This window comes from Fundicoccus culcitae (assembly GCF_024661895.1).
Taxonomy (GTDB): Bacteria; Bacillota; Bacilli; order Lactobacillales; family Aerococcaceae; genus Fundicoccus_A; species Fundicoccus_A culcitae.
On sequence record NZ_CP102453.1, the window covers coordinates 2221703 to 2239201 of the forward strand.

Sequence of the window (17499 nt, forward strand, 5' to 3'; positions counted from 1 at the left end):
TTATGAATAAATTTAAGGTAAACATTCAAGGAATGACCTGTGCGGGTTGTGAAAAACACGTTGAATCAGCACTTGAAAAGATAGGTGCTAAAAATATTGAGTCTAGTTTTCGTCGTGGTGAAGCAGTATTTGAACTACCCAATGAAATTGAGGTTGAAAGTGCAATAAAGGCGATTGATGAAGCAAATTACAAAGCCAGAGAAATTGAAGAAGTATCATCACTAGAAAACGTGGCGTTAAGTAATGAAGACAATTATGACCTTCTTATTATTGGTTCTGGTGCTGCTGCCTTTTCATCGGCAATTAAAGCTATAGAATACGGTGCAAAAGTTGGAATGATTGAGCGTGGAACGGTTGGGGGAACCTGTGTGAATATTGGCTGTGTTCCGTCAAAAACTCTTCTTAGGGCAGGGGAAATCAATCATTTATCAAAAGACAACCCGTTTATAGGTTTACAAACATCCGCTGGAGAAGTGGATTTAGCTAGTTTAATCACGCAAAAGGATAAATTGGTGAGCGAACTTCGGAATCAAAAATATGTGGATTTAATTGATGAATATAATTTTGATTTAATTAAAGGTGAAGCAAAATTCGTTGATGCTAGTACGGTTGAGGTTAATGGGGCAAAGTTATCTGCAAAACGCTTTTTAATTGCAACAGGTGCATCGCCTTCGTTGCCCCAAATTTCAGGACTTGAAAAAATGGACTATTTAACTAGTACAACACTTCTTGAGTTAAAGAAAATACCAAAACGATTAACTGTAATTGGCTCAGGATACATTGGAATGGAGCTTGGACAACTATTTCATCATTTAGGTTCAGAAATAACGCTTATGCAAAGAAGTGAGCGACTTTTAAAGGAGTATGATCCTGAGATTTCAGAGTCAGTTGAAAAAGCGTTAATTGAACAGGGTATAAACCTTGTCAAAGGGGCAACTTTTGAGCGTGTTGAACAAAGTGGAGAGATAAAAAAGGTTTACATAACAGTAAATGGCAGTAAAGAAGTCATTGAATCAGATCAGTTACTTGTTGCCACTGGAAGAAAACCAAATACGGATTCTTTAAATTTAAGTGCAGCAGGTGTTGAAACTGGAAAAAATAATGAAATCCTGATCAATGATTTTGGTCAAACAAGTAATGAAAAGATTTATGCAGCAGGAGATGTGACGTTAGGACCGCAATTTGTATATGTAGCAGCCTATGAAGGTGGAATTATTACTGATAATGCTATCGGTGGATTAAACAAAAAAATAGATTTATCGGTAGTTCCTGCTGTTACGTTTACGAATCCGACGGTTGCAACGGTTGGTTTAACAGAAGAACAAGCAAAAGAGAAAGGGTATGATGTGAAGACATCTGTATTACCTTTAGATGCTGTTCCAAGAGCAATTGTAAACCGTGAAACAACCGGTGTATTTAAACTAGTAGCAGATGCAGAAACACTAAAAGTATTAGGGGTTCATATTGTATCTGAGAATGCAGGAGATGTCATCTATGCAGCATCATTAGCTGTTAAATTTGGCTTAACGATAGAAGATTTAACAGAAACCCTAGCACCATATTTAACAATGGCTGAAGGGCTAAAATTAGCTGCACTTACGTTCGATAAAGATGTTTCGAAATTATCTTGTTGTGCAGGCTAAGGGAACTTTTTTTACAACTCCCTATTCAAGTGAACCAGCTAATACTTTACTAAAGGTGTGCAGTAGTTTAGCAAAGTCTACAAAAGATTTCATACACTATTTTGCGATCACCCATTATATAAATGCTTTAAGGGATTTTCTAAGTGCATTTGTGGTCACAAAAATAATTTAACACTGATGATTTCGACATCAAATCTATAATTGATACCTTAACACCGCAGAGTAATAAAGGATGAACAATATGTCAGACTTATTATCCCTACCAGACATTAAAACAATAGAACCACCACAAGAAAATGAAACCGATATGATGTTTAAAGTTGAAGCAGTCGGACCACCTGAACGTTGTCCTGAATGTGGTTTTGACAAGTTGTACAAACACAGTTCAAGAAATCAACTAATTATGGATTTGCCCATTCGTTTAAAGCGAGTGGGCTTACAATTGAACCGTAGACGATACAAGTGTCGTGAATGCGGATCTACCTTCTGGGAACGCCTAATATCTGTAGATGAAAAGCGTAGTATGACCAAAAGGCTTTTAAAGTCCATTCAAGAGCAATCCATGTCTAAGACCTTTGTAGAAGTCGCAGAAAGCGTTGGTGTTGACGAGAAAACTATTAGGAACGTTTTTAAGGACTATGTGGCACTCAAAGAACGTGAATACCAGTTTGAAACTCCTAAGTGGCTTGGGATAGACGAGATACATATTATCCGTAGACCTCGGCTTGTATTGACTAATATTGAACGCAGGACTATTTATGACATCAAGCCAAACCGTAACAAGGAAACAGTCATCCAACGTCTTTCAGAAATTAGTGACAGGACTTATATTGAGTACGTCACAATGGATATGTGGAAGCCCTACAAAGACGCAGTGAACACTATCCTTCCACACGCTAAAGTGGTCGTAGATAAGTTTCATGTAGTTAGAATGGCTAATCAAGCCTTAGATAACGTCAGAAAGTCTTTGAAAGCTCATATGAGCCAAAAAGAAAGACGTACCCTTATGCGTGAAAGGTTTATCCTTCTAAAGCGTAAACACGATCTAAATGAACGTGAATCATTCCTCTTAGAGACTTGGTTAGGTAATCTTCCTGCCTTAAAAGAAGCCTATGAACTCAAAGAAGAGTTTTACTGGATATGGGATACTCCTGATTCAGATGAAGGTCGTCTTCGTTATAGTCAATGGAGACACCGTTGTATGTCCAGTAACTCTAAAGATGCATATAAAGACCTCGTGAGAGCCGTAGACAACTGGCATGTCAAAATATTCAACTACTTTGATAAAAGGCTCACTAACGCTTATACGGAGTCAATTAACAGCATTATTAGGCAGGTAGAGCGAATGGGTAGAGGTTACTCGTTTGATGCCTTACGAGCCAAAATCCTTTTCAATGAGAAGCTCCATAAAAAGCGTAAGCCACGATTTAATTCAAGTGCTTTCAATAAAGCTATGTTACACGATAATTTCAATTGGTATGAAGTGAATGATCATAACATTACAGACAACTTTGGTGTCGATTTTTCCACACTTATTAAGAATTTGGAGAAGGGTGATTTATAAGCCCTTTTCCACCATAAAATCCGAATACCCAAGAATACATAAATATTACAATGTAAGGGAATACCAGAGGGTTTGAACGCCCTGATGGTGTATCCCGAACGGGGTTTCGAGAGATGCATTAAGAATGGTATGCAAGTTGATTGGATAGCAATTTCATTAACCTGAAAAAGGAAAAAAATAGATAGTTGATTCTTCTAAACATATAGTTAGTTCGTCTTGCTATCAAGTGCTGAAGAGTATTAAAAATTGTCATAGATGTATATGTTAACTTAAAAGTGAGCCACTATATTAATTGAAAACTGAGCCACTTTTGATAGAAAATAACCCTATTGAATAATAAATAGGGGGAAATATCAGGAGTGATTGAATTGAAAGAAAAACAAACGATTATAAAACTTTACCTCGATGGGCTAAGCAAAAGAAAAATTGCTTTACTAACGAAGAAATCTAGGAATACCGTTGATAAATATATCAATGAATATGAAAGAAGCAAGGATGAAGATGTTCGTAATCTTCCTATCGCAGAGGATATCGTAAAACCACCAACTTATAAAAAAAGAGTCGGTAGGCGGAGAGTACTATTAGAATCAATTGAAGTTATGTTACGTGATTTTATTAAAGAAAATGAGTGGAAAAAGGACCACGGCATGGCTAAACAACAAATGAAGATTGTAGACATGCATGAGAAGCTGCTCGAGCGTGGCTATTCTATTAGTTATACGACCGTTAGAAACTTCATTAACGATGAGGTGGCAAAAACAAAAGAAGTATTTATCCGACGTCATGCAGAACCAGGATATGAGGTTGAGTTTGATTGGGGAGAAATAAAATTATTTATCGATGAAAAGATGAAAACATTTTCTTTAGCTGTATTTACTTTGGCTCACAGTAATTACCGTTTCGCTAGAATTTATCAATCAGAATCCCAAATCTGTGTATTAGACGTTCACACAAAATTTATCAGTCACATCGGCTTTATCCCTTCGGTCTTTACTTACGATAATATGAGAACTGTTGTTAAAAGCTTTATTGGAACAGAGAAAACAATGACAGACAGCATGATTCATTTATCCAATTACTATCAATTTAAAATTCGTTTATGTGAACCACGAAAAGGAAATGAAAAGGGACATGTGGAACGTAGTGTTGAGTTTATACGTCGTAAGGCATTTGCATCAACTTATCGCTTCTCCAGTTTAGAAGAGGCTGAAACTCATCTTAACAATGAATTAGAGAAACTCAATCAACGTTTTCATCACGAACACAAGGTTTCTCACCTGGAATTGATGCAGACAGAAAAAGAAATAATTGGCCCTACCATAATCGCTCCCTTCGATGTTTCTGAAATATTGGAATGTCGAGTGGATAAATACAGTACGGTTGTCATTAAGCAAAATCATTACTCTGTACCAGAAGGTCATGTTGGAAAATATATCATCGCAAAACTAAGTGCAGATCAGGTTAAGTTGTTTATTGATGGAGAAATTATCGCAACACATAAACGTAATTGGGGTGTCCATCAGTGGGAAATGAATATTTACCATTACTTAGAAACATTTAAAAGAAAAAAAGGTGCCATGGCTCAAAGTGAATGTTTGAGACAAGCACCACAACAAATAAAAAATCTCTACCACAGTCATTATATAGGAAAAGAGAAAGAATTCATAGCGTTACTCCACTACATGAAGGACAACAACAACTTTGAACGTGTCATGGCAGCGGTCGAAGAACTGAATGGAATTCGTTGGGGATACGTTACCACAGAAAGAATTTTGTTTCTCTGCGAGCAATCAGAGCCAACAGGGGTATCTCTGGAAAGGGATGAGACAACGAATCAATCGGAAAGCAATTTGAGAGCCTATGCGAGTCTGTTTCATCAAGTAGATAAGGGAGTCACTCAATATGGATAAGAAAGATGTTTATTGTAATCTAAAAGTGGTCCATTTTTCAGCAAGTTGCTGTTGAAAATGGGGCCACTTATTTTTATGCTTACCATACATAATTAAATGAATGGAGGCAGAAGGAGTGATACGAATAGTGAAAGAATTTGAAGTGATTTCAAGGTATCGACAAGGTGAGTCCTATCGATCTATTGCAAGAGAATTAGGTATTGATCGTAAGACAGTAAAGGTGATTTGTGACCGATATAATGAGAGCATGGACGTATTAGAGAGAAGTCGAAGTGAACAGGAAGTAGAAGAAGCGACTGAACAATTGGTGTTAACTCGGTCGTATGATAGTTCGAATAGAAAAACACGCACTTTTACACCAGAAGTAGAGGTGCGCATGAAAGAACTCTATCAACAAGAAGGTGATAAGAATAAACGTTTAGGTGCCCATAAACAAGCCCTAACAGCTACTGCCGTCCACGAAATACTCAGCGAAGAAGGCCATGTTATTGGTTATCGAACTGTTGCTCATTACTGGCGACAAATGAAACAGAAAACCAAAGAAGCCTTTATTCGCCAAGAATACCCACTAGGATATCGCGTAGAATTTGATTTTGGTGAAGTGAAACTGGAAATTGCAGGAAAGGTTCAAACGTACTACTTAGCTGTGTTTGCTTGCCCTGCCTCTCAATTTTATTGGGCTTATTTATATCCCAATCAGAAGCAAGCAGTGTTTCAAGATGCCCACGTTCAATTCTTTGAAATGGTAGGAGGCGTATATCAAGAAGTCGTCTATGATAATATGCGCAATGTTGTGACACGTTTTATTGGTCACTCTGAAAAAGAACTCAACCAATCACTCATCCAATTATCTTTATACTATGGATTTGAGGTGAATGTGACCAATTGTTTTAGTGGTCATGAGAAAGGGACGGTTGAAGGTCGAGTGAAACATATTCGCCGTCAATGTTTCAGTAAAACCTATCAATTTTCATCCACAGAAGCCGCTCGTACTCACTTAACTCAACGACTCATACAACTAAATCAAACGAGCCAGATTAGTGAGGAAAAGGCACACTTAATGACCTATCGTCCTCCCTTCGAACTCGCTGAGATGATCCAGTGTCGTGTCACAAAATACAGTATCATTCAGTATGAAACCAATGCCTATTCAGTTCCTGATTATTTAGTAGGTCAAACGGTCCAATTAAAAATATATCCTGATTACTTTGTCGTCTATGCCAACCATGAAGAAGTCTGTCGGCATCAAAAAATAGAGGGATCTCATCAGTATCAACTTGACATATACCACTACCTCAAGACGTTGATGAGAAAACCAGGGGCGTTAAAGCACTCATTGGTGCTCAAACATTCGCCTGACTTGAAAGCCCTCTACGACTTACATTATAAAGAAAAACCACGGGAATTCCTAGCCAGATTAGACCAGTGCAGATCCTTATCGAGGGATCAGTTAATAGAAGGCCTTAGCCAGAATACAACGTCGAATTCATCATTACCTCTTTTTCAAGAAGTGGAGGCCATGACAGAGTTCATTGAAGCAGATTGGCAACGATTAAATATTTTATATGGATTGGAGCGTGTGACGAGTGAAAATTGAAGAAGCGGCCAGAGAATTAAAATTAGCTTATATTCGGGAACATTACACAGACTATCTAAAGGAAGCCACTCACCGTGGGTTAAACCTAGAAGAAGCTTTAAACGAATTATTGTGTGAAGAAGTCACGCAACGACGTGAGCGGAGTCATCAACGTCGCATTAAGCAGGCAAAATTTGATCAGAAGAAATACTTAGCGGATTTTGATGATAGCGTATTTGACGAATATCCTCGTCAGCAGCTATGTCAGTTAAAAACACTGGATTTTATAAAGCGGAAAGAGAATGCGATATTAATTGGGAATCCCGGTACTGGAAAAACCCATTTTAGTATTGGAATAGGGATTGAAGCATGTTTACAAGGTTTGAGTGTCCAATTTGTCAATGCACCGAACTTAATTATTCAACTGAAAGAAGCAGTCACACAGAGTCAATTTGTGCGTTTTAAACGTCGGTTTGAAAGTGTGGATCTTGTGATTATTGATGAATTGGGCTACCTCTCCTTTGATGAATCGGGAGCGGAGCTTTTATTCAACTTACTATCAAATCGTAACGACAAAGGGTCGATAATGCTTACCACTAACCTCACCTTTGACCGATGGCAGGAATGTTTTAAAGATCCAACACTTACAGGCGCTTTAGTCGATCGATTAGCCTATCAAGCTAATGTCATTGATATGCGTGGAGAAAGTTACCGAATTAAACAAACGAGTTCATGGATTGATTCAATGACTGACCGATAAATTGCAGCAAAGTGGACCAATTTTGAATAGCAAGGTGGACCAATTTTCAGTTGACATTTACAAAAGAACGATTAATTGAGTTATGTAGAGAATTACGATTACCAAGTATCCGAAAAATGGTACAAGAAGAAGGAACATTTCATAATCCAACCGAAGCCTTTCCTGTTCTTCTCCAAGTCTTAGAACAGGAAAAGAATGACCGCTTTATTCGTTCAAAACAAAATCGAATACGTATCGCTAACTTTCCACAAAAGAAATTGTTAGAAGAGTTAGTAATAGATGCCTTACCAGAACAAGCAAAGCAAAAGTTACCACATCTAAAATCGTTAGATTTTATTAAAGAGGGGCAAAATGTGATTTTAACTGGATCGCCAGGTACTGGAAAATCCCATATAGCGATAGGATTAGGGATGGAGGCATGTTTAACGGGATATCGCGTCTTTTTTGCGACAGTCCCTTCCCTCATCAATCAGTTGAAAGAGCATCGCTCAGAAAGAACCTTACGGTCATTCGAATTAAAATTTGAAAATTACGATCTCGTCATTATTGATGAACTTGGGTATATTTCTTTCGACAAAGAAGGGGCTGAATTATTATTTTCACATCTATCTTTGCGAGCAGGAAGAAAATCTACAATTATCACGAGTAATTTGTCATTTTTAAAATGGCAGGAAATATTTCATGATCCAGTACTAACAGCTGCATTAACCGACCGTTTGACTCATAAATCACATGTTGTAAATATGATCGGTCCTTCTTACAGAATGAAAGAAACAGAACAATGGATAAAAGATAATTCAAAGATGACAGTGGCTCAGTTTTAAATTGCGAAATGGCTCACTTTTAACTTGCGAAATACACATAGAATTCAAACTATTTATATCGAGATAGATATAGAATTCAAATAAAATTAAATAAGCTGGGTAGAATTTAACCCAGCTAATAAAATAATATACTTAATAAAGAATTCTAGTCTTTTACCCAAGAATGTGGTTTTGATTTTCCTTTACTATCTTTTGGTTTTCTGGGACAGTTTCCAGGAAGCGGTCTACTAGATCTTGTAGTGCGTCTTCCGCAATAAGTACAAACCCATTTTTGCATAGTTTTTCACCCCCTTCTCTCTAATTCTTCCATAAAAATTTCATCTACTCTTGAAAAAGATTCCTTCGCTTCTAAATTTTCCTTGGCTTTTTTTCTTTCTTCGGGAGACATATCTCTAACGCTTCTCTTTACTTTATTGCGAGTCTCTGTTTCTAAGTTTTCTATAATTTCATCCTTATTTTCTATAGCATCTTTTAATAAATCGAATAAAAATTTTAGAACCCATAATATAGCTTTACCAATCCATTTCATTATATTTTTTAGAAGTTCCATAAACATCCTCCTTCATTTAATTCGTTTCCAATTACATTTTCCGTGTGAGTAGCAGGTCAGATCATCAGCTGTTGCAGGATTAAACATGGTTGCTTTTGTACGACCGCATTTACGACATTGGTACACTTTGTCTGAGGTAGCTAAAGATAAAGTGTTTCTTATTGTTTTTTTAAAGATTCAGATTATTTCTCCCTTTTCTTTTTTTTAAATCGCTTACTATCCGATTGATATGACGTACTGAATATCCATATTTACTTGCTAATTTATTTGAATTTGAACCATCGTATTCCTTAGAAATTATGTTTTCAAGTCCTTCTTTCGAAAGTATTCTCATTGGAAAGTTAATATACATCCCTTTATAGACTTCGAAGATTTTTAATGTGTTTTCTTTACCTATGATTGATGACAGGTCTTCATATATTACCTGCCAATCATCAGGGTTGGTGTCATTAAAGCTCATATAAACCCTCCTCAAAATGATTCTAACTTTTTCTGCAGGACAAGGTTAGCGACAAAAGACCTAGACAAATTCCAGAGAAATAACAAAGGCATAAATGCATTTAATTGTATAAATGCTTAGGAACAGGTCTTCAACCTTCCTTACTAGCTCCTCTCATGTCTCAAAACCTCGGGGAATCGGGAAATTAACTACTACTAACTAAATCCAAAATTCAATTGGAGAACGCAAAAAGAACCTTCCATCTTGAAGGTTCTTTTTGTCATCAGATTCGATTTTAGGTGTGTTAATTTGAGGTGAATCATTAGGATCGGGGGATGGATTCATTTTCAGATACTCGGCTATATTAGCTTCATTAAAGCATAGTAGGATATCGAACTTTTCTGTATTCTTGTTCCATTGAATTTCTTTGATGAAGGCTAGGTAGATGTCTTTCAAAACTTCCTTGTTCTTCGTTCCTTTAGCAAGTCTTACAAGCCTATTGACTATTGATACGACTTGGTTGATGTCGTAGTCTGAGAAATCTTTTTCCAAACGCTTATCCAGTGCTAAAATCTCATTCTGTAACTCTGTGATTTCAGACTTTAGGCGTAAAATAGCTTCTTGCCATATGTCCGAAAAGTCAGGCTCACTCTCAATTTTTTCTTGATAGACTAGGACATTATTTTGTATCTTGATAATTTTTTCTGTGGTTTTTAATCGTTTCCTTTTCAATTGCTCTTTACCTACAGTATTTTCCTCTTTCATTTTAGTTAAGAGATGTTTGATAAGATCTGGGGAATTGAGAAGTCCTTCCAATCTATCAGCTACTTTTTGTTCAGCGATTTCAGCATTAATTCCGTTCCCACGACAAACGCTTGAGCCTTTATTTTTGAATGTGCCACATACATAATATTTCTTATGAACTTTCGTACCATCTTTTTTCTTGTAGTATGAATTGTTTATGACCATGTGACCTCCACACTGCGGGCATTTGATGATACCAGTCAGTATATTTGCTCCTGTGCGACTTTTCTCGGGATTTCGGGAACGAATTTCTCGGAGTTGAGCAACTTTGTTCCAAGTTGTTTTATCGATGATTGCTTCATGTTTTCCCTTTGATTTAATGGGATTTCCTTGTAATTCCTTGATGTTTTTAGCATTTCTTCCGTATACGATATCACCACAGTAGACTGGATTCTCGAGTATGTCTTTGACTGCAACAGATGAAAATGGATTGCCTTTCTTAGTAACGTATCCTTGCTGATTTAAATCGTTGGCTATTGCTCTTAAACCCATTCCACCTATGTAGGAATTATAGATATGCTTAATGATTTTGGCTTCATCTTGATTAACTACCAAAGTGTTTTTATGAGTTTTATTCTGGAGGTTATCATAGCCTAGCACACGATTTCCATTCCATTCGCCATTTAGAGCTTTTGATTTGTGTCCTAATGACACATTTTCAGCAATGACATTTCTTTCGAATTCGTTCATCGAAGCCATCACTTGTGTCATAAACCATCCAGTAGAACTTGTAAAATCTGTCTTTTCTGAAATAGACTCTAAACCGACATTGTTTTCCTGTAGTTCTTCAATAATCGAAATAGTATCTATTAAGCGACGACTTAAACGACTGAGTTTCCAGATGATGACTACATCAAAAAGACCCTCTTTACTGTCATCCAGTAAGTCCTGCAGTTGATAACGGTTTTCAATAGATTTTCCGCTGATACCTTCATCTGAGTATCCACCAACAAGCAAATACCCTTTTTGTTGACAATAGTCATTGATTACCTTTTTTTGAGCTCCAAGACTATAACCACTTATCGCTTGTTCCGCAGTACTAACTCGTGTATAGTAAACAGCTCGAATTGTTTTACTCATTTCCATAAAAATCTTCCTCTATTTGAACTCTATCATTTCTAAATCTAAGAAAAAGATTATCATGAGCAAAAGATGCACCTGTAAAACAATCAACGAAGATTCGATCTAATGTATTAACATCATCCTTTTTGAAATCAATGATAATGCCTACGATTTCATTTTCAGGATTCACTGCGAATGCAAGGAAATTATTCTCCTGAACAGCAGTGCTAGAACTATTCAATTCTAGGTAAATTCGTTCTAGATAGCTATCTCCAGTCTCTTTGATATCAAGCAAAATTACTTCAGGAGAGTTTTTGTCAAATTCAATATATAAGCCAACTAGAGCATTCTCATCTTCCTGATTGAATAAAGGGAAAAAGTTATTTGAAACGAAACTATCATTTTCGTCAAACCCTAGAAAAACTTGAGTCAGAGCATCATTGTATGTATTGTAACTATGTAGAATAAAAGTTGAAGCATCATAATTTGGTTGAGCGGTTCCTTTGTTTGTCATAGTAATTCCTCCTGTAAAATGTTTTTTTCTAAATCAGTTAAATAAATTTCTTTTACGGTTTTGTCGCCATTAACTTCTATCTTATCAATTATGCTTTGATAGAGTGTAAATTGAGAAAGGGTAGGGTTTATATCTACAGCTAAATTAAAATTAATAAGCTCGATTAATGACTCAGGAATCGTTGGGTCAATCTTAAGTTTTTTTTCACGATTCGATAAAGAAATCAACTGACTTTTAAGTTGGTCATCATCAATTAATCCTCGTTCAAAGGATTGTAATGCTTTTTGTTGTCTCTCTTTTAGCTGTTGTTGTTTCCTTTGGTTACTTTTTACAATTAATCCATTCTTGTTTGCTATGCGTTTCTTGAGTTGTCCAGATACATAGTCAGATTGAATGAATTGATGTGCTTTGTTACTAATGAATTGCTCTATTTCAATTGCATTAAGTATTATTCCATGACAATGGCGCTTGCCATTTGCAATATAATTAGAGCAAATGTAATAGTGATGGTCTTTGTGCTTTTGTGTAGTATGAGTTGGAGAACATAGTGAGCGACAATGAGGACATCGAATCTTTTTCTGTAAGATGTACCTTCTAGTTACTCGTTGAGCTTGCTTCCCCTTGCTGTTCATTTTATTAACAGCTTTCTGGAACAATTCTTTTTCAATAATGGGAAGGAGATGGCGATTTTCATCACCATATTTGCTTCGTATATTACCAATGTAAGAAGTGTTTTTTAGGATTGAATGGATTCTAGCTGGAGTCCACAATTTTTCATTCCAATTGAGTATTCCTAAATTATTTAAATGCTCAGCAATGGCTTTGTAACCTAGGTCTTCTTCCACATACAATTGAAAAATAAGGTGAACAATCTCTGCTTCTTCCTTGATGATTTCAAGTTCATCATCTATTATTCGATAACCGAAAGAGACGCTTTGATTAACCTTCTTTCCTTCCTGATGCATCTTCCTGTACGCAATTTGCTGATTGTCTTTGATGGTATCCAATTGATATTCTCCAATGGCTCCTAGTAAATGAATTAGTAATGTATCTTGAGCTTTGTTGTTACTTAAGCGTTCATTGATACTGATTACAGTGGTTTCATTATCTTGACAATACAGAAGAAAGTTTTGAAGTTCTTTCAAATTACGTGCTAAGCGGTCATGACGCCAAACTAAGATAACATCTATTGAGTGGGTAGCAATATATTCTTTCATTGCTTGAAAACCATTACGCTCAGTGTTTTTACCACTCATGACATCTTGAAAGCTAGCAATGATTTGGATATCGTTTGTTTTAGCATAATCCTCCAGCTCAGATAATTGAGCTGGAATGGATTGTTGCATTTCGGTTGATTGTCTTGCGTAGCAAACACCTGTTCTATTCATCTTCATCTTCATTTTCATCTTCTTGTACTCCTTCAAGTTGTATCATGACTTGGACTAACAAATCGAGGAACAACTTAATTTGATCATCTGTTTCTGATTCGTTCATTAGGTATCCTCCTTAAAGAATTAGATCATTGTCATCTAGAATAAAATCATCGTCAGATTGACTAAGATTCCCCAGCTTTTGGGTCAAACTAGGATGGGCTGATAGAGTGTAAGCATGATTTCCTTCGGGCTTAATTTCATGTAAGCCTGCTCTTACGTATTCATCTGGAATGGAAATGCGATAGCTAATAAACTTTTCACCCTCAATAATCTTCCTTGTCGTAATCCGATCTCGTTCAGTGGTTTTAATTACATCTGATTCAATCCACTTCTTGATAACAATCCTTGAATCTTCGAATCCTAAGGAACTTAATACATTGGAAAGCTCATCGCGATAAATGCATACAGTTTCTTCATCAAAGTATCCTATCTTAGTTCTACTTAATGGAGACAGTAAGGTCTGATTCGCAAGTAGATACTGTAATAATTTTTCGTGAGCTTCTTTTCCTATGTCGCGTGATCGATGAGACTGATTTTCTTGTTTGACTAGTAAGTCTCTAATCGCATCTGTATCGACCTGCAATATCTCAGTGTCATTTATCAGATTAGCAGTTGCTAAAATGATAGCTAACTTCTTCAATACTCGTTCACTTGTCACTGTTAACTCTAAGCTATTTCTTAATTCATCAATAGCATTTTCAAAGTAATACTCTATATCAGCATCTTCAGTAAATAATGTTTCTACAAAAGTTGGTAAGAGCCAACCATAGTTGGAAGAAATAGTAGATTTAATTAACTCTGCTTGTTCTGCTGATTGTGTCCAAGGGATATCCTGAAAGTTAAAAACTCGAACTTTAAGACCAGTATTTCCAGATAAACGATTAAATATATCGAGTTCTCCAGAGCTTAGAATGGTCGTTGACCAAGTGCCAACATCTTGCAATGACCCATCATTTTTTGCTCTTGATCGTCCTACCCCTTCTGTAAGAGTATAGATGAGCGTATCTAGTTTCTTATGATTGTTAGCACTCAGCTCATCAAATGCAATAGGAATACCATGAAGTCCTTCAAGTAGTCCAAGGTTAGCATTGTGTGTTCCGTTCCATGATCTCAGTAATGAGCGATGTCCCTTGTTGGGGTCGCCAGCAACCGAGATGGCTAATGATAAAGATGTAGTCTTTCCAATTGATGAATCACCTGAAAAATTGATAAGTAAGGACTTAAGGTCAGGATAACTATGATTCAAATGAGAAATAATGGGACTACTCAAACCAAGAACTACTGCTAGTTCAAGAGGGGTATGACCTTTTACAAAGGACTCATACATCATAAGCCAGTCATGTAAGGAACCCTGTGGTTTAAGAGTGAATTTTTCATGTCGGACTTCAATGTTATGGTTGAGAGCATTCTTTGTTAATACTTCATCTGTAATAAAAATTGTTTGGTCATTAAATTGACTAAAACCATAAGAGGTTACTATGTAGACAACTTCCGCTTCAAACATGCTTGTCAGCAAAGCCTCACTTAGGGTGCTTTTATTATTATGGTTAACATCAAGACCAAATCGCATTAGAGAGATAAGCCCTTGTGGTAGAAGCTCGGTATATGCAACAATAGTCTTTTGCAAAGTATGCAAAATTGAATGTCTGTACTCAATTTCATAACTCTGCTCATTCGTATCATGGTTAATAAAAACCTTTGATACTTTTGCATAGAGAGAACAGATAACCTTGTCACGGATAATGCCATTTTCAATGCTATAAGTGAAATCGTTAATCTGTAAATCTTGGTGCCCATTAATTTCCATAATTTAACCTCCCTCTCGTAACGATGATCTCTTTGGCAAGAGCTTTTGAGGCAATAAAATCTAAAGCCCAGACTGATGTAAAATCAAAAGGGTCAACACGTCTGGATAAAACAAAGATTTCTTCATGAGAATTTAATTTCTCCATAATCTCTTCTTCTAAATAGATAAAAGGTCTTTCTAATCCATAACCATAGAATGATTTTACGTTAGCTATTTTATCCGTGTGTGCTTTTGAGACTTTTAAAGTGATATATGGTAGATAATAGTTACCACCATAAATTGATTGCCTTTCTGGTTTGATTATTAAACAGATACTTTCTTCTTCTTCGAAAATTAAAGCAACTGAAGCAACTACACAAAGGTGATTACTTTTCTCCTCAAGCTCATTTGTATTTGTAAAATCTGAAATGTAATTTACCATGTTCTAATCCTTTCTGTTTTTTGTACTTAAAGTTCCGATACTCCTTCCCCGTTTGTTAAATTAATCATCCGTAATTAATTGCTACGGTAAATGCATAATAAAACATTTAGGAAAATGAAACTCGGACTTAAAAGACTAAGTTAAAAGGAAGTTTAGTCCGGAAAGTTGATTCAGGATAAATACAAAAAACCTATTCAATTAAGAATAGGGAGTCATAAAGCGTAATTAAGAAGAACTAGATATCTTTTCTTTTAACATAAATAAAAGGATGGGTTCCATTGGGTAAATAAGAAGATAAAGATTGTAAAAGCTTAATAATTTGCTTATTAAAAACGAAATGAAGTTTTGGAGAAAGGGAACTCGCTTCTTGCAAAACTCTAAAATCTTTAAAATCTGAGTATTCATACTTAATAGTATGCGTGTTAGGTTTTAATCCTTTCAACTTTTCGAGCAATAATGAAAGCTGTGCTTGATCTTCTTTAAATCTTGCTCTGATATCCGTGTGTAGATCGTGACGAGAAATCCGTAGGTTAAATAAATCAAAAATAACTGTCAGAGTTTTTTCCTTATTTTTACTATTTAAGTTCATAATTTTATTTGGAAAGGTAATTTTTGAATAATCTTTTTCTTCAGGGAACAAGATAATTCTATCTTCCAGTTTTAATTCTGGATTTCTTTTTGAATGTTTCCTAGTGTAACTATTATGTGAACTTGGAAGAAATGCATCATCTTTTTTGAGTAAGTTAACATAGTATTCTAAATAGAAATTATATTTTTCAACAAGACTAACGGGGTGATGATTTTTGGCGAGAGGTTCTAATAACATGGCAAGCAACATATCATCGTTATACAACTCATAGTTTTTTTGAAAAATAAACTTTGATTTTTTATATTGTAATTTTTCAGATTCTTCAGCTATTATACTAAAGTCTTTAATTAGCTTATCACTACTACCGTAGCTAACAAGAAAGTAGAGGAGATAGAGTAAAACAGGGGAACTAATCTCTAAATCGTAGAAGTCCTTCTTTGATATTAACTTTAATAATTCTGGTTGAGATAATTTTAAGAAATTGTGAAGATCAGACGTTAACTTATACTCGTATACGTCCTTATCCATTTCATCATCAAGTGGGAAAAACTTCGATATTAAATCCTCTAGTTCCTCAAGTTCATCTTTGAATAAATCTCGATTCCACTTTAAACTAAACAGATAGATAGAAATCAAGTATTTAATAGTAAGCATTGTTATCTGATTACCATTTTTGTCACCGTATGATCTGTCGGCTGATTTAAGACTTTTTGCTTCTACCTTTAATATAGATGCTGTACGATACGAATCGTATTCCTGACCTATGTAACCATCTTTCTTTTTTCGTGGTTTGGAACCAATATAGAGCAAATTCTCTCTAAAATTTTTCAATGTCATAGTAGTCTTTTCTGTATCTTCTTCCATATAAGTCACTTCCTCACTCTTAAATAATCTTTTTGGTACGTTAGTATTGATTATATAATAGAATTCATTACTATAGCAACGCTTTCAATATTTTAAGTGCTGTTTTAAATTTAAGAATTAGGAGTGAATTATTAATAATGTTGTAGATTTCAAATCATTCATAGCTGACTATCAACTAATACCCAATTCTTTTGAACTTTAGGAGAGAGTGGATGATAACACTTCAGTTTGTTGCTGTCAGTTAACACTTTTACTTTTTCACTTAAATCTTCCTTTTTGAGCAAAGCTAGTAATTGCTTTAAGCGTTGTTTAACTTGTTTGTTCTTTTCAGGGAGACTACCGTAAGCTAAAATGATGAGATTTGAATCTTTACAGCAGGCTAAAATTTGTTCATCATTGCTCTTGTTAGTCGCTGTCTTGAAGTTGTAGGTGTGCTTCCCGTTCTTCGGGAATTCGGGAAATCTTGGTTTTGAGAATAGGTTAACAGAAAAAAATCCACCAAAACCCAGCTTGTGAATGCTGTTTGTCATGTGCATCGTTGTCAAATCAGTAATCACTAATTCACTAATGGATGGATACAAAGTGATAATAGTGACTTTTGGTTGCTTGGGATCCCATATACGCTCTAGGACATAGCGATGTGACCCATCATCTTCTTCAATCGTTTTTACTGTAATCAGTGTTGTTAATTCTTTCATTGTGCAAACCCCTTTGTTCTATTTTTTCGTTTAATCTCTTT

At 35.6% G+C, this 17499-nt stretch carries 15 protein-coding genes; 6 read left to right on the forward strand and 9 right to left on the reverse strand.

Going from position 1 to position 17499, the window contains the following annotated elements; translation table 11 throughout:
- Window positions 1-2: 2 nt before the first annotated feature.
- From merA to istB (NRE15_RS10115), 6 genes are all read left to right on the forward strand, one after another.
- Window positions 3-1643: a mercury(II) reductase gene (merA, locus tag NRE15_RS10090; protein ID WP_301475099.1), complete on the forward strand. Its 1641-nt coding sequence runs from the start codon at window positions 3-5 to the stop codon at window positions 1641-1643.
- A 241-nt stretch (window positions 1644-1884) separates the two neighbouring features.
- Window positions 1885-3207, forward strand: coding sequence for an ISL3 family transposase (locus NRE15_RS10095; RefSeq protein WP_313792758.1), 1323 nt, complete (start codon window positions 1885-1887; stop codon window positions 3205-3207).
- Window positions 3208-3575: 368 nt separating this feature from the next.
- Window positions 3576-5117, forward strand: coding sequence for an IS21 family transposase (istA, locus tag NRE15_RS10100; RefSeq protein WP_313792759.1), 1542 nt, complete (start codon window positions 3576-3578; stop codon window positions 5115-5117).
- A 127-nt stretch (window positions 5118-5244) separates the two neighbouring features.
- Window positions 5245-6714 carry an IS21 family transposase gene (istA, locus tag NRE15_RS10105; protein ID WP_313792760.1) on the forward strand — a complete coding sequence of 490 codons (1470 nt, stop codon included), beginning with the start codon at window positions 5245-5247 and terminating at the stop codon, window positions 6712-6714.
- Window positions 6704-7453, forward strand: coding sequence for an IS21-like element helper ATPase IstB (gene istB / locus NRE15_RS10110; protein WP_313792761.1), 750 nt, complete (start codon window positions 6704-6706; stop codon window positions 7451-7453). Before istA (NRE15_RS10105) ends, istB (NRE15_RS10110) begins: the two co-directional genes overlap by 11 nt.
- Window positions 7454-7503: 50 nt before the next feature.
- Window positions 7504-8277, forward strand: a complete 774-nt coding sequence (gene istB, locus NRE15_RS10115; protein WP_313792762.1) for an IS21-like element helper ATPase IstB — start codon at window positions 7504-7506, stop codon at window positions 8275-8277.
- A 283-nt stretch (window positions 8278-8560) separates the two neighbouring features.
- Here istB (NRE15_RS10115) and NRE15_RS10120 read toward each other — a convergent pair whose 3' ends face one another.
- The 9 genes from NRE15_RS10120 to NRE15_RS10160 all read right to left on the reverse strand — a co-directional run bounded on the left by NRE15_RS10120 (window position 8561) and on the right by NRE15_RS10160 (window position 17458).
- Window positions 8561-8827, reverse strand: coding sequence for a hypothetical protein (locus NRE15_RS10120; protein ID WP_313792763.1), 267 nt, complete (start codon window positions 8825-8827; stop codon window positions 8561-8563).
- 169 nt (window positions 8828-8996) lie between these two features.
- Complete coding sequence (locus tag NRE15_RS10125; protein ID WP_313792764.1) at window positions 8997-9287, reverse strand: Mor transcription activator family protein; 291 nt, start codon at window positions 9285-9287, stop codon at window positions 8997-8999.
- Between the two features lie 198 nt (window positions 9288-9485).
- A complete protein-coding gene (locus NRE15_RS10130) occupies window positions 9486-11156 on the reverse strand; it encodes a recombinase family protein (RefSeq protein ID WP_313792765.1) in 1671 nt (556 codons plus the stop codon).
- On the reverse strand, window positions 11143-11646 hold the full coding sequence (locus NRE15_RS10135) for a hypothetical protein (RefSeq protein WP_313792766.1): 504 nt from the start codon (window positions 11644-11646) through the stop codon (window positions 11143-11145). Before NRE15_RS10135 ends, NRE15_RS10130 begins: the two co-directional genes overlap by 14 nt.
- Window positions 11643-13052 carry a recombinase family protein gene (locus NRE15_RS10140; protein ID WP_313792767.1) on the reverse strand — a complete coding sequence of 470 codons (1410 nt, stop codon included), beginning with the start codon at window positions 13050-13052 and terminating at the stop codon, window positions 11643-11645. Before NRE15_RS10140 ends, NRE15_RS10135 begins: the two co-directional genes overlap by 4 nt.
- A 100-nt stretch (window positions 13053-13152) precedes the next feature.
- Window positions 13153-14886 (reverse strand): DUF927 domain-containing protein, encoded by a 1734-nt coding sequence (locus NRE15_RS10145; RefSeq protein WP_313792768.1) that lies wholly within the window; start codon window positions 14884-14886, stop codon window positions 13153-13155.
- Window positions 14876-15307, reverse strand: a complete 432-nt coding sequence (locus tag NRE15_RS10150; RefSeq protein WP_313792769.1) for a hypothetical protein — start codon at window positions 15305-15307, stop codon at window positions 14876-14878. Before NRE15_RS10150 ends, NRE15_RS10145 begins: the two co-directional genes overlap by 11 nt.
- 235 nt (window positions 15308-15542) lie before the next feature.
- A complete protein-coding gene (locus tag NRE15_RS10155) occupies window positions 15543-16760 on the reverse strand; it encodes a hypothetical protein (RefSeq protein WP_313792770.1) in 1218 nt (405 codons plus the stop codon).
- Window positions 16761-16918: 158 nt separating this feature from the next.
- Entirely contained in the window at window positions 16919-17458 is a 540-nt protein-coding gene (locus NRE15_RS10160; protein ID WP_313792771.1) for a DUF1643 domain-containing protein, read from the reverse strand.
- Window positions 17459-17499: the final 41 nt, after the last annotated feature.

Coding starts and splice junctions, on each gene's coding strand:
- NRE15_RS10150 (WP_313792769.1), bottom strand. CDS start 15,307: ATGGTAAATTACATTTCAGATTTTACAAATACAAATGAGCTTGAGGAG.
- merA (WP_301475099.1), top strand. CDS start 3: ATGAATAAATTTAAGGTAAACATTCAAGGAATGACCTGTGCGGGTTGT.
- NRE15_RS10155 (WP_313792770.1), bottom strand. CDS start 16,760: ATGGAAGAAGATACAGAAAAGACTACTATGACATTGAAAAATTTTAGA.
- NRE15_RS10135 (WP_313792766.1), bottom strand. CDS start 11,646: ATGACAAACAAAGGAACCGCTCAACCAAATTATGATGCTTCAACTTTT.
- NRE15_RS10130 (WP_313792765.1), bottom strand. CDS start 11,156: ATGGAAATGAGTAAAACAATTCGAGCTGTTTACTATACACGAGTTAGT.
- NRE15_RS10095 (WP_313792758.1), top strand. CDS start 1,885: ATGTCAGACTTATTATCCCTACCAGACATTAAAACAATAGAACCACCA.
- NRE15_RS10145 (WP_313792768.1), bottom strand. CDS start 14,886: ATGGAAATTAATGGGCACCAAGATTTACAGATTAACGATTTCACTTAT.
- NRE15_RS10140 (WP_313792767.1), bottom strand. CDS start 13,052: ATGAAAATGAAGATGAAGATGAATAGAACAGGTGTTTGCTACGCAAGA.
- NRE15_RS10160 (WP_313792771.1), bottom strand. CDS start 17,458: ATGAAAGAATTAACAACACTGATTACAGTAAAAACGATTGAAGAAGAT.
- NRE15_RS10125 (WP_313792764.1), bottom strand. CDS start 9,287: ATGAGCTTTAATGACACCAACCCTGATGATTGGCAGGTAATATATGAA.
- NRE15_RS10120 (WP_313792763.1), bottom strand. CDS start 8,827: ATGGAACTTCTAAAAAATATAATGAAATGGATTGGTAAAGCTATATTA.